Consider the following 17520-nt stretch of genomic DNA (forward strand, 5'->3'; position numbering starts at 1 on the left):
AGTTGAAGCGCTTCGACGCACGCAGTTGTTTTCCCGGGCTGTCAATGACTGCAGGAGAGCAAGCTTTCAGGGCTTCCGCTCCCTTGCCCTGTGAGAAGGCTGTCATTAACCTTCAGCGCCAGGTGAAGCGCTTCGACACCTCACCTCACCTCACCTCACCTCACCTCACCTCACCTCACCGCGGATCCGGAGTCCGATTCTCCCCCGCGGACCGCTCGCCCTCTCTCCACCACCTGTTCCTCACCACCCCCCACGGGCGGAACTCCCCGCTCGGGCAACGAAGAAGGGTCAGAGATGAAGGGAAGTCACCACTCCACCGGCCGCCGCAGAGGCGGCCCCCGGCGTCTGCTCGGCCTCTTGGCGGCGCTGGTCGCCGCGATGGGGCTGGCCGGCACCGACGCCCTCGCCGCGCCCCACGAGAACGAGTCCGCGGCACCCGCGCACCGGGCGCAGAGCCCCATGAGCACGGTGGCCGCGATGCAGCCCAGCTGGAACCTGGGCAACACCCTGGACGCCATCCCCGACGAGACGTCATGGGGCAACCCGCAGGCCGCCAAAGCCCTGTTCGACACGGTCAAGGCCCAGGGATTCCGCAGTGTCCGGATTCCCGTGACGTGGACCGACCACCAGTCCCCCACCGCCCCCTATGCCATCGACGCGGCGTGGATGAACCGCGTCAAGCAGGTGGTCGACCTGGCCCTGGCCGACAACCTCTACGTCGTGATCAACGTCCACCACGACTCGTGGCAGTGGCTCGCCGCCATGCCCACCGACCATGACGGCGTCCTGGCCCGCTTCAAAGCCACCTGGACCCAGATCGCCGCCAAGTTCAGGGACTCCCCGCAGAGCCTGCTCTTCGAGAGCAACAACGAACCGCAGTTCACCAACACCACCGACGCCCAGGGCATCCAGTACAACAACGAGCTGAACGCCGCGTTCCACGCGCTGGTGCGCCGGTCCGGCGGCAACAACGCGACCCGTCTGCTCGTCCTGCCGACCCTGCACACCAATTCCGGCCAGGCCTTCCTGGACGCCCTGGCCGACGCGATGCGGTCGCTCAACGACCCCAACCTCGTGCCCACCGTGCACTACTACGGCTACTACCCGTTCAGCGTGAACGTGGCGGGCGGCACGCAGTTCGACGCCACCTCGCAGAAGGACATGAGCGACCACTTCGCCCGGATCCGCTCCACCTTCACCTCCAAGGGCATCCCCGTCTACCTCGGTGAGTACGGACTGCTGGCGTACCCCGACTCCAACCATCCCTCCCGGATCGAGCGGGGCGAGGCGCTCAAGTACTACGAGCAACTCGGCTACGAGGCCCGCACCGCCGGGGTCACCACGGCTCTGTGGGACCCCGGGACCTGGGCCTACCTCAACCGCACGACACAGCGGTGGAGCGACCCCGCGCTGTTCGCCGCGATCAGGTCCAGCTGGACCACCCGCTCCGGAACCGCCTCCTCGGACCGGATCTTCCTGGCGAAGTCGAGCGCCGTCACGGCGAGGTCGCTCACGCTGAACCCGAACGGCACCGTCTTCCAGGGTCTTTGGCAGGGCAGCACGCGGCTGGCCCAGGGCCGGGACTACTCCCTCTCCGGGAACCAGCTGACGCTGACCGCCTCAGCGCTGACCCGCCTGGCCGGCAACCGGGCCTACGGGATCAACTCGACCGTCGAGGCCCGGTTCTCCCTGGGACTGCCCTGGCAGATCCACGTGACCACGTACGACAGGCCGGCGCTCTCCGACGCCGACGGCGACACCGGCGGTCTCGCCGTCCCCGCCCAGTACCGGGGTGACCAGCTGGCGACCATGGAGGCCAGGTACGCCGACGGCAGCAACGCCGGCCCGACGAACTGGACTCCGTTCCAGGAGTTCAACGTGTCCTTCAGCCCCGACTACTCCGGCAACCGGCTCCTCCTCACCCCCGACTTCCTCAACGCACTGCGCGACAACGCGCAGGCAACGCTCGTCTTCCACTTCTGGAGCGGCGCCACCGTGACCTACCGCGTGCTCAGGAACGGTGGTTCGGTGACGGGAACCGTCGCCTGACCGGTCCTCACCCCGGACGCCCTCCTCGGCGTCCGGGGCTCTCCCGCACGGGAGGTCACCGGGGCCGGCGCGGGCGGCCGGGGTCCGCATCGGCGTCCCTTCGGCTTCGGCACGGTCGCCTGCGCCGGGTCCGGCCTCCTGACCGTCAACGGCCGCCGGACGCGGCGCGCGCGACCGCCGCGGCGAGGACGTCGGCGACCTCGCCCGCGTGGGACAGGTGCGGGGAGTGCCCGGACGCGACGCGAACGCTGTGCGCGGCGCGCGCGGCCCATTGTTCCTGGACGGCCGGCGGCAGCGCCGGGTCCTGCGTCGCCACGACGTACGTCGTGGGGAGGCCGGCCGGGGCGGCGCCAAGCTTCTTCTCCGTGAAGGCGCGCATGCCCTGCCAGTTGAGCCGCTCGACGGCCTCCGCGGCAAGGACCGGGTCGACACCGCTGAAGATCGACTCCTCGGCGTCCCCCGCCTTCACGGCCAGACCGTCGGGCGAGTGGATCCAGGCGGGCGGGAAGTCACCCCCCATCCACTGCGTCATCGACATGTCGGGTTCCAGTGCGAACGCCGCCAGGAGGACGAGTTCGGCCACCTGGTCCGACTCGGCCGCGGCCCAGGTGGCGGGGACGCCGCCGTAGGAGTGGGCGGCGAGGACGACGCGGCCGTCCACGGCCTCGACGGCCGCGCGCACCACCGCGACGTCCTCGGTGAGTCCTTGCGCGGCCGCGCTGTCGGGATCGCTGCTGGGCAGTTGTACGGCGCGGGAGGCGACGCCGCGCGCGCGGTGAGCCGCTCGCGCAGCGGGTCGAAGATCCACGGGGTGTGCATCGCCCCGTGCACCAGCACGACGGTCGGGTTCATGGGTGCGTCCTCAGGTGCCGCCCGTACGCCGCGACGCGACGCGGTGCGGTGCGCCGCGGCGTACGGGCGGTGATGCGGATGGGGGTGGTGCGGACGGGGGTGATGCGGACGGGGGTGGTGCGGATGGGGTGGTGCGGCCGGCTGGACGGGTCAGCCGGCCATGGCGTCGCGGACGAGCGCGGTGTCGACGAACTGCTCGAAGCGGACGATGAGTCCGCCGCGCACGACGAAGTGGTGCGCCACCCGGACGTCGATCGCCTTGCCTGTGGCGTTGTTGCGGGCGGTGTACCGGGCCAGCACGACGACGTTCTCCCCGTCGACGACGTAGGTGTCGTCGTGGGCCGTCCAGCCCGTCCAGTCCTTGCCGAGCTGTTCCATCACGTTGGCGGTGACGCCGTCGGGAGTGCGGTAGGTGCCCGCGAGGGGGAAGCCGGCCATCTCCGTCCACTCGACGTCCGGGGCGAGGGTGGCCCGAAGGGCCTCCAGGTCACCGGCCGCGGAGGCCAGGTACTGGCGGCGTACGACGTCTGCGGGGGCGGCGGAGGTCGCGAACTCGCTCATGTCAGCCCCACTTCATTTCGCCCTTGGCGACCTTCGCGCCGATCTGTGCGGCGATCAGCATCCCGTTGTCCGGGTAACGCTCGACCAGCGCCTCGGTCAGGGCGGCGCCGTCGGCGGCCTTGCCGAGCTCCTCCTCGAAGGCGAGCAGGTAGTCGCGGGTGGCGGTGATGGCGGTCGCGTCCGCCGCCGTGCCGGGCAGTCGGTGACCCGGCACGACCAGTGTCGGGTCGAGGGCGGCCATCTCGCCGAGGACGTCGATCCAGGCGGCGCGGTCGCCGGGGGTGGGGGTGTCGGCGACCCAGACGTGCTCCTGCTGGAAGAGCAGGACGCCGCCGAGCAGGGCGCGGTGCTCGGCCTGCCACAGGTAGTGGCGGTCCGGCAGCGCGGCCGGGCCGCCCTTGAGCTGGAAGGTGTGGCCTTCCAGGGTGATGTCCCCGGTGAGGGGCTCGAGGTCCACCAGGCGGGTGGGCAGGTTGGAGCCGAGCGCCGCCCACGCCTTGAGCTTGCCCTCGTAGGAGTGCTGGATGTGCTCGATGACGAGCGGGGTCGCGACGAAAGTGGCTGCCGGGAAGGCGTCGGCGAGGACCTCTGCGCCGAAGTAGAAGTCGGGGTCGGCGTGGCTGACGAACACGGTGGTCAGCTCCTTGCCGGAGTCGAGGATCTCGGCGGCGAGGCGGTGCCCGTCGGCGCGCGTGAAGGCGGCGTCGACCAGCAGTGCCTCGTTCTCGCCGGTGACGAGGGTGGCGGTCTTGTTCTTGCTGCCGGCCGGGAAGTCGAGGTCGAGGATCTTGAAGTCGAGCGTGCTCATGACGGTTCCTTCGAGGGAGGTGATCGGGGACGGGGTAGGGGTCGGGGGACGGGTCGGTCAGGAGGGACGGGGGGCGGAGAACGCCGCGAGACGTCGCTCCACCTCACCGGTGGTGGCTCGGCCGCGCGCCAGCACGGTCGTGCGCTCGGCGTCGACGGCGAGGAGGGTGGGGAATCCGTCGACGCCCAGCCCGGCGGCGCGGGCGAAGTCGGCTTCGGCCGCGGTCCGTGTACCGGGCGCTTCGAAGGCGGAGACGGCGTCCTGCGCACCCAGGCCGGCCTGCTCGGCGAGCTTCCGGTAGGTCTCCGGATCGGAGAGGCTGAGGCCGTCGACGTAGAAGGCGTGCTGCAGCGCCATGGCCAGTTCCGCCGCACGCGCGGGAGCGGCCTGCCTGAGGGCGGCGAGCCCACGGGCGGCGGCCTCCGAGTCCATGACGAACGAGCCGTCGGCGATCAGCTTCTCGTACGCCTCGCCGAACTCGGCGCCGGTCTGCTCGGCGATCGCGGCGTTGGCGCCCTGGACGTATCCGAACGCGCGGATCGGCACCCGGCGCGATCCGGTGAACAGGCCTCCGGAGACGACGTCGACGGCGAGCTCCGGATGCCGCGAGGTCACTTCGCGCAGCGTCGGGGAGAAACCGTGCGACCAACCGCAGTAGGCGTCGAAAACATAGATCAGCTTCATCGAGGACCTCGACAGAAAGGTGTGGCGCCCGCCCGGTGCGAGCGGTTCACCGGACCAACAATACCTGACGCGTCAGATATTCCGGCGATCACCCGAACCGCCCGCCGAGCGCGTCCGCCACCCACTCACCCTTGACCGGCGCCCATGGACTCCACCACGGGAGTTGGGTCAAACGGCCGCCGAACACGCACCCGTTCGGACGCAAGTCGAGAGGTTCACCTGTCCGACACCAGGCGGCCAGCCGTAGCCCGCCCCATGGACTAGACCGCGCGGTCAAGATTTGATCTCCCTCGACAGAGGCGACGACAGAAGTGAGTTACCAGCGGTAAGTTCCCGCTGCCCCTCCCCACTCACAGGAGCTCCCCTTCATGCGCCGTCTTCTCACCTGCATCACGGCCGCGGCCATCACCTGCGGCGGATTCGTCGCGACCGCGACGCCCGCCGCCGCGGCGGACCCGGCATCCGGCTCGTTCAGCACCCTCACCTACAACGTCGCAGGGCTGCCGGCGATCCTGTCCAGCGCCTCCACGCCCCGCGACACCAGCACCACGGCCATCGGCCAGCGCATCGCGCCCTACGACATCGTGCACGTCGAGGAGGACTTCAACTACCACTCCTACCTCTACGCCGCCGACACCGCGCACGCCTACCGCACCCCCACCAGCGGCGGCGCCGGCATCGGCAGCGGGCTCAACACGCTGTCGAAACTCCCTTACGACGCCGACGACTTCGAGCGGGTGCGCTGGAACTCCTGCCAGGTCGACTCCGGCGACTGCCTGACCCCGAAGGGCTTCACGTTCATACGGGAGCGGCTCGCCGAGGGCGTCTACGTCGACTTCTACAACCTGCACACCAACGCCGGCACCAACGACGGCGACCTCGCCTCACGCGCCGACAACCTCGCCCAGCTGACGGCCTTCATCAAGACCCACTCCGCCGGCAACGCCGTCGTCGTCATGGGCGACACCAACACCCGCTACACCCGCTCCGGCGACACCATCGCCGAGTTCGCCGCCGCGGGCGGACTCACCGACGCCTGGGTCAAGCTGGTCCGTGGCGGCACCCCGCCCGCCAAGGGCAGCGACGCCCTGGTCTGCGACCAGACCGGCCCCACCGTGCCCAACACCTGCGAGGTCGTCGACAAGGTCCTCTACCGCGGCAGCGCACTGGTCACGCTCAACGCCACCTCCTACAACAACGAGCACGCGGGGTTCCTCACCGCCGACGGGCTCATGCTCTCCGACCACGACCCCATCGGCGTCGGCTTCTCCTGGTCGCGCAACCCCGCCTACCAGCTCAGCGACCAGTTCGGCGGACCGCACGGCGACTACTACAACGACATCGATGCCGTACCGGCCGGCGCAAGCCCCGTCAGCATCTCGCTGCGCAGCGGCTCCCGGATCGACGGCGTGGCTCTGACCCTCGCGGGCGGCAAGGTCCTCACCCACGGCGGCACCGGCGGCACGGTGTCGACGCTGACCATGGGCAGCGGTGAGTACGTCACCTCCGCCCAGCTGTGCCAGGGCCAGAAGGACGGCCTCACGCGCGTCTTCTCCGCCAAGTTCACCACCAACCTCGGCCGCAGCCTGTCCGGCGGGTCCACCACGTCCGACTGCGTGACGCGCACCGCGCCGTCGGGATGGCAGCTCGCTGGGTTCCACGGCCGCGCCGGGAACGAGATCGACAAGCTCGGCTTCATCTACACGAAGCGCTGACCCAAGCCGAACCTTGGACGCACCGAACACGCGGCGGCGGCCTCAGAGCGGTCGCCGCGTGCCGTCTCGGTCCCCAGCGGACGGACCGGCTCACTGCTGGATCTGGTGCGCCTGCCGGAAGGCACCGGGGGTGACTCCGGTGTGACGGGTGAAGAACTTGCCGAAGTTGGTGGGGTCGGGGAAACCGAGGCGGCGGGCGATCGTCGCCACCGGTTCGTCGGTGTGGGCCAGCAGACGTTGGGCCAGATCGTCGGCCTCTGTCCGTCGCGCGCTCTCGTGGGACAGCGCGTCTGCGAGCCGGGCTCCGGGAACGCCGTCGGGCGTCCCGGGGCCCGTGGCATGTCCCGACGTGACGAGGACGGGCCGCTCCTCGCGCCGGCTTCGTTTCGAGCTGCCGGGGCAGTCGGGAAGCGGATACCGTCGAGCGGGCGTACCGGCAGTTGAGCTGAGGAGATCTGGGCATGGCAGCAGGACCGGAGCAACAGGAGAGCCAAGGGAGAGGGGCCCCGGCGGCACCTGTCGCGCCCCCGGCGGCACCTGTCGCGCCGGCCGAGGGGCTCGAGGCCATCGGCACCGGGGCCTACGTCGTGGACGAGGAGGGCCGCATCCTCGCCGCCAACGCACGCGCCGAGCAGCTGCTGGGCCGGTCCGCCGTGGATCTGCTCGGCCATGACGCGCACGATCTGCTGCACCGGGACATCCACGGCCAGCCCCTGTCGCGAAGCCAGTGCGACATGCGCCAGGCGTTCCACGCCGGTCGCACCGCGCAGGCCCCGGAGGCCTACTTCGCACGCGGGGACGGCTCCCTGCTGCCCATCTCGTGGCTGATAACCCCGTTCGGCCTCGCAGGCCACGAGAACAGCACGCTCGTCCTCTTCCACGCCCCTCATCCGCCGGAGGCCGGCGCCCGGCCCGAGCAGCCCCCCACGCTGCTGCCCGAGATCGAACGCCTCGCCCTGCTGGCCGCGACGACCACTCAGCTGACGTCCACCCTCGACGTCGAGGAGGCACTGCGCCGGCTCGTGTCCCTGGTGCTGCCGCGCCTTGCCGACTGGATCATCGTCGACCTCATCACCGAGCGGGACGAGGTGTGGCGCACCGTCGTCGTCGAGGCCGACGGCGGCGAGCTGGTGCGCCACGAGGAGCTTCAGGGGCCGATGCCGCCGATCCCCGAGGAGTCCCCGATGCCCCTGTCCCGGGCGCTGCGCGGGGTCGCCTCGACCCTGGCCGGCCCGCAGACCTACCAGGGGCCGCCGGATTCCGGCATCGCGGTCGAGCAGCGCCGTCTGTTCGAGACCACCGGCGTCCACTCCGCGGCCATCGCGCCCATCCGCAGCACCCGCGCGGTCCTCGGGGCGCTGACCCTGGGCCGCGCCAAGCAGCCGGGGGACTTCCACACCACCGATCTCCCGCTGCTCGAGGACATCGCCCGCCGAACCGGCCTCGCCCTGGACAACGCGCGCCTCTACCAGCGCCAGCGCAAGGTCGCCGAGACCATGCAGAACCACCTGCTGCCCCAGATGCCGCGCGTGCCCGGCCTGCAGATGACGGTCCGCTACCTGCCCGCGCCCGACGCCTCGCAGGTGGGAGGCGACTGGTACGACGCCTTCTCCCTGTCCGACGGCGCCACCGCGCTGGCCGTCGGGGACGTAGTCGGCCACGACCTGGAGGCCGCGGCCGGCATGGCGCAGGTGCGCAACATGCTGCGCGCCTACGCGTGGGCGCTGCACGAGCCGCCCAGCCAGATCGTCGCGCGCCTCGACGAGGCGGTCATGCACATCACCGACGTCGCCATGGCCACCTTGATCTTCGCCCGGATCGAACCGGCCGAAGACGGCAACTGGCGACTGTCCTGGACCAACGCCGGCCACCCGCCACCCCTGCTGATCAGCCACGACGGCCTGGGCGAATACCTCAGCGGAGGACACGGCATGCTGCTGGGCACCGGCGCCCGCAGGCCCCGTGCCGACGCCACCGTCCTGTTGCCGCCCGGGTCGACCCTGCTCCTGTACACCGACGGCCTGATCGAGGAACCCGGTCACACGCTGGACGAGGGTCTGCACCGACTGCGCCGGCACGCCGCCGCCCTCGCCCACCGTCCGCTGGCCTCCTTCACCGACCAGCTGCTGCGCCGGGTCCGCCCCGCGGCCAACGACGACGACGTCGCCCTCCTCGCCCTGCGGGCCCCCGCCCGGACCTGATGCACGTCCCGGCGCGGGGCGGGGCGGGGCGGGCGGGCGCGGTGCGGGGTGCGGGGTCACCGTGTGCCGTCGCGTCAGGGGCGCGGGCCGAGGAACAGTCCACCGCTGGCGTCGATGACCTGCCCGGTGATCCAGCGCGCCGCGTCGGAGGCGAGGAACACGACGACGTCGGCGACGTCCTCGGGTCCGCCCAGACGATCGAGCGCCGTCGCCGCGGCGATGAACTCCGCCAGCCCCGGAGCTTCGAACGACGCCCCGTTCGTCGCGGTCCGCGTGGCGCCGGGAGCGACCGCGTTCACCGTGATTCCCCGGACCCCGAGCTCGTTGGCCAAGGTCCTGCTCATCGTCTCGATCGCACCCTTGGTCATGGCGAAGGACGTCTGGGCGGGGGTGGCCATCCGGGTCGCCACGGACGAGACGTTGATGATGCGACCGCCGTCGCGCAGCAACGGCAGGGCGCGCTGGACGACGAAGTAGGGCGCGCGCACGTTCACCGCGAAGAGGCGGTCGAACTCCAGGCGCGTCGTGACGCCCAGCGGGCCGGCCGGCGCGGCCGCCGCGTTGTTGACCAGGATGTCCAGAGGCCGTCCGGCCAGACCGGCCTCGACCCCGGCGAAGAGGGTCTCGACGTCGTCGTCGGTCCCCAGCTGCGCCGCGACGGCGAACGCGGCGCCGCCCCCGGCTTCGATCTCCTCCACCGTCGCCGCCGCACCCTCCGCGTCCGTACCGAAGTGGACGGCGACCGTCGCGCCCTGCGCCGCCAGACGGACCGCGATCGCCTGTCCGATGCCGCGTGACGCCCCCGTCACGAGGGCCGTCCGGCCCGTCGGATCACTCATGCTCCACACCCCCGGGTTGTCAGCCACCACCATTCTGGTAGTGACTACCAGTACGGTAGGGTCTACCACATGTCCGACCGGCACTCAACGCTGCGAGAACGACGGCGAGTTCAGACCCAGCGCACGATCCAGCGCCACGCGGTGAGGCTGTTCACCGAGCGTGGATACGACGCCACGACGGTGACCGACGTCGCCGAGGCCGCAGGCGTGTCGCCCATGACCGTCTACCGGCATTTCCCCACCAAGGAAGATCTCGTCATCTTCGATCACCACGGGCAGTCGGTCGCCGAGCGGATCGCCGCCCTGCCCGCCGCGCCGCCCCTGGTCCGGCGCATCGGCAACGCCCTCGTCGACTCGGCCGCGGCCCTGACCCGCGGCGGGGCGGGTAACGAACCGACGGCCGACGAGCGATTCCTCCTCGCGCGCCTGCGGCTCATGATCTCCACGCCGGCGCTGCGGGCCCGCCACCTCGACAACCAGTACGCCCTGCAGCAGGTCATCGTCGACGCCCTCACCGACGACGCCACCGATTCCGACGCGGCGTTCCGCGCCCACGCCGCGGCGAGTGCCTGTCTCGCCGCTCTGCACACCGCCCTGGTGCGTTGGGCCGAGGACGACGCACGTACCCCGCTGCCCGAGCTCGTCGCCAGAGCGCTCACCGCCGCCTTCGGCGAGGCCGTCCTCGCCCCCGGGGACCCCTCCCCGGGCGGCAACTCGCCCTGGTGACCGCACCGTTAGGGTGATCACGTGACAGCATTCAGCCCTCTTGACGACCATGCGGAATGGCAGACCGACTTCGATCGGCGGCGCCGCGCCTCCTACACGGCGGCCGGCCTCGGAGCCGCCGCGGCGGAACGCATGCTGCAGGACATGCGCGGTGACGCCGGTGACTGGACGGTCGCCGAGATCACGGACGCCGGCACCCGGGTGGGATACGTCGCCGTGGTCGTGACCGACGGCGACGACACACGCGTGGGCCGTATCGGCGACCTGCACGTCGACGCCCCCCACACGGGCCGGGGGCACGAGCGGGCCGCCCGGGAGTGGGCCGAGGAGTGGTGCGCGGGGCGCGGCGCCGGCCGGGTGGACGTGCGGCTCACCGAGCCCGTCGGCGACCTGTTCGCCGGCTACCGCGTCCGCGGCCAGCTCAGGGCGCGGCGCGTCGACTCCCCGCCGACATCACCGGCCGGCGTCACCGTGCGGCCGATGACACCCGCCGAATATCCCGGCTGGCTCGCGTCGGAGAAGGCCGCCTACGTCTCCGACATCGTCCGCTCGGGAGCCCTCGGCCCCGAGGAGGCCGCGCGCAAGTCGGACCACGACTTCGCCGAGCTGGTTCCCGAGGGCCTGACGACGCCCGACCACGCGTTCCTGGTGCTCGAGGCCGCCGGAGAGCGGATCGGCACCGGCTGGCTTCGGCACGGGCACCTTCCGGGCGTCACCTACGGCTACTCGCTGCACGTCCATGAGCGGCACCGCGGCAAGGGGTTCGGACATGCCGCGATGGCGGCAGGCGAACAGGTCGCCCACGCGGCAGGTGACGGCACGCTGATGTTCACCGTGTGGGGCGGCAACGACGTGGCCATGGGCCTGTACACGAGCGCCGGTTACCGGGTCGTGGAGGAAAGCCGTTCCCTCGACGTTCCCCGCCCTGCGGCCCGAGACGCATGAGCGTGCTCTCGTGGCGAGACGCATGAGCGTGCTCTCGTGAGAGGCGCATTCCCCTGCGGCGACCTTGGGTCCGGTATTTCTGGGCAGACGGGACATCGACGACGGTCGGTTCGGTTGGCGCAAGGAGAGACAGTGGCGAAGGACTCATCGCTGAGGGCCGTGGGGTGGGCGCGTTCGCTGCCGCTGAACAGCGGGGCGAAGAGCGCCCGGGACTGGACGCGAGCGCACCTGGAGTCGCTGGCCTGGTCGAGGACGGCGCCCGACCTGGTGGATTCCGTGGTGCTGGCCGTGTCCGAACTGGTCACCAACGCTCATGTGCACGCCCACAGCGCGGCACAGCTGATCCTCACCTGGGACGAGGAGTGCCTCCATGTGACCGTGCACGACTCCTCCCCCCGGCTCCCCGAGCCGCGCGACCCCGGCACCGCGGCCCCAGGGGGGCGCGGTCTGCTGCTGGTCGACGCTCTCGCCGACGACTGGCTGGCCTACCACTGCCCCCGCGGCAAGAAGGTCACCGCCTGCTTCCAGCCGCCGCCTCAGCCGGATCCGCGGTGAACGGCGTGGCGTGAGGCCCCGCCCTCGCCCGGCAGCCTGCCGTGACGAGGCGCCCGGGCTCCGGCGCCGGGCCCCTCATGAACGGGAGGTCAGCGGGTATCCGCATCACACGACCACGACAACCCCAGACGAATCGACGAGGACGACCCCGGGAAGAGTTCTATGGCCACCCCCCTTGAAGATCGGGCATCGCCCGCACGCAAGCCCCTCGCACCCCTGCTGTTCAGCGCCGCCTGGGACGCGCCGGGTGCGTCCATCGCCGAGGCTCGTGCGGCGGTGCGCACACTGCTGGCCCGGGCCGGACACCACCCCGACCGGCGGCCCAGCCAGGACGCCCAGCTCATCGTGAGCGAACTGGTCACCAACGCCCTGCGTCACGCGCCCGGGCCGGGCGGGCTGGCGCTGGAAGTGACACCGGACGCCGCCCTGCTGCGGGTCACCGTGAGCGACACCTCTCCCCGCCCGCCCGAACTGCGCGCCCCTGACGCCGGCCGGATCGGCGGACACGGCCTGCGTCTGGTGACCCGGCTGTGCGACCAGCTGCAGACCGTCGTCCAGGAAACCGGCAAACGGGTCGTCGCGCACCTGCGTCTGTACGCACCCGCCCACTAGTCACCGCGTGCTCTTGGTGGTCGACCGCGTGTTCTCGGCGTCCCCGGCGCGCTCAGCGTTCGGTGAGCATGCCGTCCCGCAGTCGGGCCAGGGTGCGCGACAACAGCCGGGAGACGTGCATCTGCGAGACGCCGAGGCGTTCGCCGACCTGGGCCTGGGTGAGCTCCTCCACGAACCGCATGTGGATGATCTGCCGGTCCCGCTCGTCGAGTTCGGCGATCAGCGGAGCCAGCACGTGGAAGTCCTCGACCAGCTCCAGCGCCTGGTCCTCGGCGCCGATGAAGTCCTGCAGCGCCGCCTCGCCGTCCGCGCTGCCGCTGACGGCGGCGTCCAGGGAGGAGGAGTGGTAGCCGTTGGAGGCGAGGCGGGCCTCGCGCACCTCGTCCTCGCCGAGGCTCATCAGCTCGGCGAGCTCCTTGGTGGTGGGCGTACGGCCGAGGCGGCTGCGCAGCTCCTCCGTGGCACGGGCGAGTTGCACGCGGGCCTCCTGCAGCCGCCGGGGCACGTGGACCGCCCAGGTGGTGTCCCGGAAGAACCGCTTGATCTCACCCACGATGTACGGCACCGCGAACGAGGTGAACTCCACCTCACGCGTCAGCTCGAACCGGTCGATCGCCTTGATCAGACCGATCATGCCGACCTGGACGATGTCCTCCATCTCCTCCGGCCCACGACTGCGGAACCGGCCGGCCGCGAACCGCACCAGCGACATGTTCATCTCGATCAGCGTGTTCCGCGTGTACTGGTACTGCGCCGTCCCCTCCTCCAGCACCGCGAGCTGGTCGAAGAACACCCTGGACAGCTCGCGGGCGTCCTTCGGCGCCACCTGCGAAGGGCAGGCGATGTCCGGCAGCTCGTGGGCCTGCCTGTCCGTTGCCGTCGCGCTCCTGAGCGTCATGACCTGTCCCTCCCGCACCGTCGAAGCCTCCCGCGGCGCCGACCGAACGCGGCCGGTGCCGTCCCGCGCCTACCCCTTTATTCTGCCCCCATGCCTGCGCTCACGAGAAATGTGGGGTGACCTCGAGAACAGGCCGCGAACCTTCCGAGCGTGGACGTCGGGCTGTCGGCGGAAGGTGGACGAAGGGCGACGGCGACGTGCGACGGAGTCACAGAAAGCGGCGGATGGGCACGACGGCCGCCTCACGCGCGCGCTGCAGCACGGAACGCCGCTTCCAGCGCCCCTCCCGGATCAGCGCGGCGGCCCGCACATCCTCGTCGAAGTGGCTGTCGAGGGTGCCGGTGAACTTCTCTTCCAGCACGGCGAGCATGATCTCCTCGTCGTGGTCCAGGGAGCGGCGGTTGAAATTGGTGGAGCCGACCAGGGAGGCTACGCCGTCCACGGTGATGACCTTGGCGTGCATCATCGTCGGCTGGTACTGGTAGATCTTGACCCCGCACGCGGTGAGGGCCTCGTAGTGGTGCTGGCCGGCCAGCTGGCAGACCCGCTTGTCGGTGTGCGGTCCGGGCAGCAGGATCTCCACCTCGACGCCCCGCCGCGCGGTGGCGCAGAGCAGGTCGACGAAGTACTCGTCGGGCGCGAAGTAGGCGGTGGCCAGGCGGAAGCGGTGCTCCGCCGACTCCAGCATGACCCGGATCAGCGTCTGCATGTCCTGCCAGCCGAAGCTGGCCGAGCCGCGCACCACCTGCACCACCGCGTCGCCCTGCGGACGGTGCTGGACGAACCGGTCGCGCTCGTCGAAGAGCTCGTCGTGGCATTCCGCCCAGTTCTGCGCGAACGCGGCGGCGATGCCGTCCACGGCCGGCCCGCGGACCTCGACATGGGTGTCGCGCCATTCGTGCTCGTTGCGTGCGTCCCCGCACCATTCCTCGGCGATGCCGACCCCGCTGGTGAAGGCCGTCTGTTCGTCGACGACGAGAACCTTGCGGTGGCAGCGGTGGTTCTGCTTCAGCGGTGACAGGAGCAAGGGTCTGCGGAACCAGGCCACTTGCACGCCGGCCTGTTCCATCTCCGCCAGCAGGTCCTTCTCGATCAGTCTGCTGCCGAAGCCGTCCAGCAGCAGCCGTACCCGCACACCGGCCCGCGCCCGCTCGGCCAGTGCCCGGGCGAACTCGCGGGCGATGTCCCCCTTCCAGTACACGAACGTCATCATGTCCACCGTGTGCTCGGCGGACCGGATGCCCGCCAGCATCGCCGGGAAGATCTCGTCCCCGTTGCGCAGCGCTGTGAGCGCGTTGCCCTCGGTCGCCGCGATGCCGATCAGCCGCTCGAGTCGACGGCGTATGCGTGCGGCGCGCTCCTGCGCGGTCCCCCGTGCCGGGATGCCGGCGAGGGGGGCCGTCGACTCGGGCCGTTCCTGCGTACTGGTCATGGCTCATCACCTGGCCGGCGCCCATGGGAGACAGAAGCCGCGCTGCCCGGACCGGCTCGGGACGCGGCGAGCAGCATGTACCCCGAAGTTCCCGCGACACCCGTCGGCCGGGGCGGGTCGTCCTCCACCGCGGCGGCGCGTGGGCGGACGCCCGACGGGGTACCCGTCCTGCGGGTGTGTGTCCGCGCAGGTGGGAGAACCGGGATGACGGCGGGAAGCGGTCGGGCGACGAGCAGGCGGTTGCGCTTCGACGGCTGGATCGCGGGCCTGGGCACGTCCCAGGGGACACGTCTCGTGCTGGGTCACTGGCCACGGTCGCCGTTCGGGTCGTTCAGCGATGTGATGGTGGAGCGTCCCGACGGGGAGAGGCTGTTGTTCGCCCCCACCCGGGAGACGGCGGACTTCGTCAGTGGGACCTACGTCTTCGACACCGTGTGCGTCGTGCCGGTCGACGTGCGCGTCGACGGCGACACCTGGACCGTCGCGGCCGGCCCGCTCCTCCTGCGCTTCACCACCGGTCGGCGGGGGCTCCTCGGCCTCTTGCTGCGCGCCGTGCCGGGGCCGCTCGCCCGCCGTCCGGCATGGAGCGCGCTGACCGACGTCCCAGCCCGGGTACTGATGCCGGGCGTGCGCACCCGCGGCAGCGCCGGCGGCAGCCGCGAGGAGTGGTACGGCGCCCGTGACCTGCTGCCGGTCCGCACGGTGTCGGCGTCTTTCGAGGGCGGCGACCTCGGTGGCGTCGCACCGGTCGATCCGCCCGTGCGGTTCGGGTTCGGCTCGGTGCCGCGCACGCCCGCACTCACCCGGGTCACGACGACCGTACGGCTCGCCCCGGGGGACGGCCGGCCGTCCTGACACGGTTCGTCAACCCCGACCTGCTGGCACTGGACCCGCGGGGCCGGACCCCGCGTCCACTTCTCGGTGATGCCCCCGGAGGAGTCCCGACTGCTGGACGTGCGCACGTCACCGGTCGCCGAGCGCATCGCCGCCGCAGCGGACTTCGTCGACGCGGGTTACGAGGTGCACTTCAACCTGTCCCCCGTCGTCGTCCGGCCCGGCTGGGAGGATGCCTGGGCGGAACTTCTCGGGCACCTGGACGACGTCCTGCCCGACCGGGTGAAGCGGCAGGCCGCCGCCGAGGTCATCATGCTGACGCACAACCGGGAGCTGCACGAGGTCAACCTCGGCTGGCACCCTCGCGCCGAGGACGTCCTGTGGCGGCCGGACCTTCAGGAGACCAAACGCTCCGAGAACGGCGCCCTGAACGTGCGCTACGCGAGCGCCACCAAGGCGCCGGCCGTCGCACGCGTTCGCGCCCTGGTGGCCGCCCGAGCTCCCTGGCTGCGCATCCGCCACGCGTTCTGAGCGACCCGTGCCGGGCGCCGGGCCGCGCCTGCGGTGAACGCGGACAGACCGACGACCGTACCCACGGTCGACACCGTCGACGAGCCCGCCACAGAGTTCCCCTAGGATGATCGCGATGAAGACCCCGGAGCAGCGCCTCGCGCCGACGCCTGTGCGGCGATGGCGGGCGTTGCTGGTGCTCGGGGTGCTGGCGGGCCTGCTGGCCATGCACGCCCTGGCGCCCGGAGGGGCAGTCCACGAGCACGCCGGGCCTCAGCACACGAGGGCTGTCGCGGTCAGCGCGCAGGAGCACTGTCCCGGAGACCACGGGGGATGCGGCGGGGGGCACCTCCATCACGCCGACCCGACCTGCGTGGCGGCCGCGGTGAGCGGCGCCCCGACCCTCATGGCCCTCGTTCCCGACCCCGTGGCCGTGCCCGTGCGCACCGACACCCTCCGCTCCTGCGCGGGCCGGACTCCGGACGAGGCACGCGCGCCGCCCTCTCTGGCGGAACTGCAACTCCTGCGGATCTAGACACCACGCGGCACCACGTCGCCGGCACGGCGACCTTCCGTGCCAACGGCATGTCCGGATCCTTTTCGCACGACACCAGGAGTTTCAGCATGCGCAACTCTCGTACCCCGGCCCAGCGCGCCGCCGTGTCGGCCGCCACCGTGGCCGCCGCGCTCCTCCTCGCCGCCTGCGGCGGCGGCGACAGCAGCGGCGGCGGCTCCACGGCCGCTCCCGGCTCCACGTCGTCCTCGGCCGGCGCCGGAGTCACCGCCGCCGCCCACAACGCCCAGGACGTGTCCTTCGCGCAGGGCATGATCCCGCACCACCGGCAGGCCCTGGAGATGGCGCGGCTGGCCGCAGGCCGGGCGTCTTCCGCCCGGGTCGAGGACCTCGCCTCGCGCATCGAGAAGGCGCAGGAACCGGAGATCAGGACCATGAGCGGCTGGCTGACGTCATGGGGTGAGGACGTCCCGGAGTCGTCCGACAGCACGGCGGAGTCCATGCCCGGAATGGACCACTCGGGCTCCGCGATGCCCGGCATGATGGACGGTTCGGACATGGCCGCCCTCGCGAAGGCTTCCGGCAAGGACTTCGACTCCATGTTCCTCGCGATGATGGTCGACCATCACCAGGGTGCCGTGGACATGGCCACCACCGAGAAGAGCAAGGGCGTGTACGCGCCCGCCACCTCCCTCGCCGGTGACATCGTCGCCGCGCAGACCGCCGAGATCGCCGAGATGAACAAGCTTCTCGGCAAGCGCTGACGGTGACGGAGGGGAGGGGCC

At 71.4% G+C, this 17520-nt stretch carries 17 protein-coding genes and 2 pseudogenes; 11 read left to right on the forward strand and 8 right to left on the reverse strand.

What is annotated here, in order from left to right:
* Positions 1-294: 294 nt before the first annotated feature.
* Positions 295-2049, forward strand: coding sequence for a cellulase family glycosylhydrolase (locus tag OHS82_RS04370; protein WP_328433318.1), 1755 nt, complete (start codon positions 295-297; stop codon positions 2047-2049).
* A gap of 145 nt (positions 2050-2194) precedes the next feature.
* Here OHS82_RS04370 and OHS82_RS04375 read toward each other — a convergent pair whose 3' ends face one another.
* The 4 genes from OHS82_RS04375 to OHS82_RS04390 form a co-directional block, all read right to left on the reverse strand.
* Positions 2195-2857 carry an alpha/beta hydrolase gene (locus OHS82_RS04375; RefSeq protein WP_328433319.1) on the reverse strand — a complete coding sequence of 221 codons (663 nt, stop codon included), beginning with the start codon at positions 2855-2857 and terminating at the stop codon, positions 2195-2197.
* Between the two features lie 194 nt (positions 2858-3051).
* Positions 3052-3462 (reverse strand): nuclear transport factor 2 family protein, encoded by a 411-nt coding sequence (locus tag OHS82_RS04380; RefSeq protein WP_057576972.1) that lies wholly within the window; start codon positions 3460-3462, stop codon positions 3052-3054.
* Between the two features lies 1 nt (position 3463).
* On the reverse strand, positions 3464-4270 hold the full coding sequence (locus tag OHS82_RS04385) for an MBL fold metallo-hydrolase (protein ID WP_328433320.1): 807 nt from the start codon (positions 4268-4270) through the stop codon (positions 3464-3466).
* A gap of 57 nt (positions 4271-4327) precedes the next feature.
* On the reverse strand, positions 4328-4954 hold the full coding sequence (locus tag OHS82_RS04390; RefSeq protein WP_328433321.1) for a DsbA family protein: 627 nt from the start codon (positions 4952-4954) through the stop codon (positions 4328-4330).
* A 368-nt stretch (positions 4955-5322) separates the two neighbouring features.
* On the opposite strand from OHS82_RS04390, the gene OHS82_RS04395 reads away from it, so the two are divergent.
* Positions 5323-6669: a jacalin-like lectin gene (locus OHS82_RS04395; protein WP_328433322.1), complete on the forward strand. Its 1347-nt coding sequence runs from the start codon at positions 5323-5325 to the stop codon at positions 6667-6669.
* Between the two features lie 90 nt (positions 6670-6759).
* Here the strand turns inward: OHS82_RS04395 and OHS82_RS04400 are convergent.
* Positions 6760-6912 (reverse strand): annotated as a pseudogene (locus OHS82_RS04400) (helix-turn-helix domain-containing protein); the annotation flags it as partial.
* A gap of 218 nt (positions 6913-7130) precedes the next feature.
* Here OHS82_RS04400 and OHS82_RS04405 point away from each other — a divergent pair.
* The gene (locus tag OHS82_RS04405; protein WP_328433323.1) at positions 7131-8870 is read left to right on the forward strand and encodes a SpoIIE family protein phosphatase; all 1740 of its coding nucleotides are present in this window, start codon (positions 7131-7133) and stop codon (positions 8868-8870) included.
* A gap of 74 nt (positions 8871-8944) precedes the next feature.
* On the opposite strand, the gene OHS82_RS04410 is transcribed toward OHS82_RS04405, so the two are convergent.
* On the reverse strand, positions 8945-9709 hold the full coding sequence (locus OHS82_RS04410) for an SDR family oxidoreductase (RefSeq protein ID WP_057576964.1): 765 nt from the start codon (positions 9707-9709) through the stop codon (positions 8945-8947).
* 69 nt (positions 9710-9778) lie between these two features.
* Here OHS82_RS04410 and OHS82_RS04415 point away from each other — a divergent pair, with 69 nt between their 5' ends.
* The 4 genes from OHS82_RS04415 to OHS82_RS04430 all read left to right on the forward strand — a co-directional run bounded on the left by OHS82_RS04415 (position 9779) and on the right by OHS82_RS04430 (position 12547).
* On the forward strand, positions 9779-10435 hold the full coding sequence (locus tag OHS82_RS04415; protein ID WP_057576962.1) for a TetR/AcrR family transcriptional regulator: 657 nt from the start codon (positions 9779-9781) through the stop codon (positions 10433-10435).
* A 21-nt stretch (positions 10436-10456) separates the two neighbouring features.
* Entirely contained in the window at positions 10457-11380 is a 924-nt protein-coding gene (locus OHS82_RS04420; RefSeq protein WP_328433324.1) for a GNAT family N-acetyltransferase, read from the forward strand.
* A 132-nt stretch (positions 11381-11512) separates the two neighbouring features.
* Complete coding sequence (locus OHS82_RS04425; protein WP_057576957.1) at positions 11513-11935, forward strand: ATP-binding protein; 423 nt, start codon at positions 11513-11515, stop codon at positions 11933-11935.
* Positions 11936-12097: 162 nt separating this feature from the next.
* Entirely contained in the window at positions 12098-12547 is a 450-nt protein-coding gene (locus OHS82_RS04430; RefSeq protein ID WP_057576955.1) for an ATP-binding protein, read from the forward strand.
* Positions 12548-12599: 52 nt separating this feature from the next.
* Here OHS82_RS04430 and OHS82_RS04435 read toward each other — a convergent pair whose 3' ends face one another.
* Both OHS82_RS04435 and OHS82_RS04440 read right to left on the reverse strand, forming a co-directional pair.
* Complete coding sequence (locus OHS82_RS04435) at positions 12600-13445, reverse strand: RNA polymerase sigma factor SigF (RefSeq protein WP_328433325.1); 846 nt, start codon at positions 13443-13445, stop codon at positions 12600-12602.
* Between the two features lie 208 nt (positions 13446-13653).
* Positions 13654-14877, reverse strand: coding sequence for a phospholipase D-like domain-containing protein (locus tag OHS82_RS04440; protein ID WP_328433326.1), 1224 nt, complete (start codon positions 14875-14877; stop codon positions 13654-13656).
* A 204-nt stretch (positions 14878-15081) separates the two neighbouring features.
* On the opposite strand from OHS82_RS04440, the gene OHS82_RS04445 reads away from it, so the two are divergent.
* The 4 genes and pseudogenes from OHS82_RS04445 (at position 15082) to OHS82_RS04460 (ending at position 17499) form a co-directional block, all read left to right on the forward strand.
* On the forward strand, positions 15082-15732 hold the full coding sequence (locus OHS82_RS04445) for a hypothetical protein (RefSeq protein WP_328433327.1): 651 nt from the start codon (positions 15082-15084) through the stop codon (positions 15730-15732).
* Positions 15732-16242: pseudogene (locus OHS82_RS04450) on the forward strand (spore photoproduct lyase family protein); the annotation flags it as partial. The gene OHS82_RS04445 and the pseudogene OHS82_RS04450, both read left to right, overlap by 1 nt.
* A gap of 115 nt (positions 16243-16357) precedes the next feature.
* On the forward strand, positions 16358-16756 hold the full coding sequence (locus tag OHS82_RS04455; RefSeq protein WP_057577018.1) for a DUF6153 family protein: 399 nt from the start codon (positions 16358-16360) through the stop codon (positions 16754-16756).
* Between the two features lie 89 nt (positions 16757-16845).
* A complete protein-coding gene (locus tag OHS82_RS04460; protein ID WP_328433328.1) occupies positions 16846-17499 on the forward strand; it encodes a DUF305 domain-containing protein in 654 nt (217 codons plus the stop codon).
* Positions 17500-17520 lie beyond the last annotated feature (21 nt).

Origin of the sequence: Streptomyces sp. NBC_00425, assembly GCF_036030735.1 — a bacterium.
GTDB lineage: Bacteria > Actinomycetota > Actinomycetes > Streptomycetales > Streptomycetaceae > Streptomyces.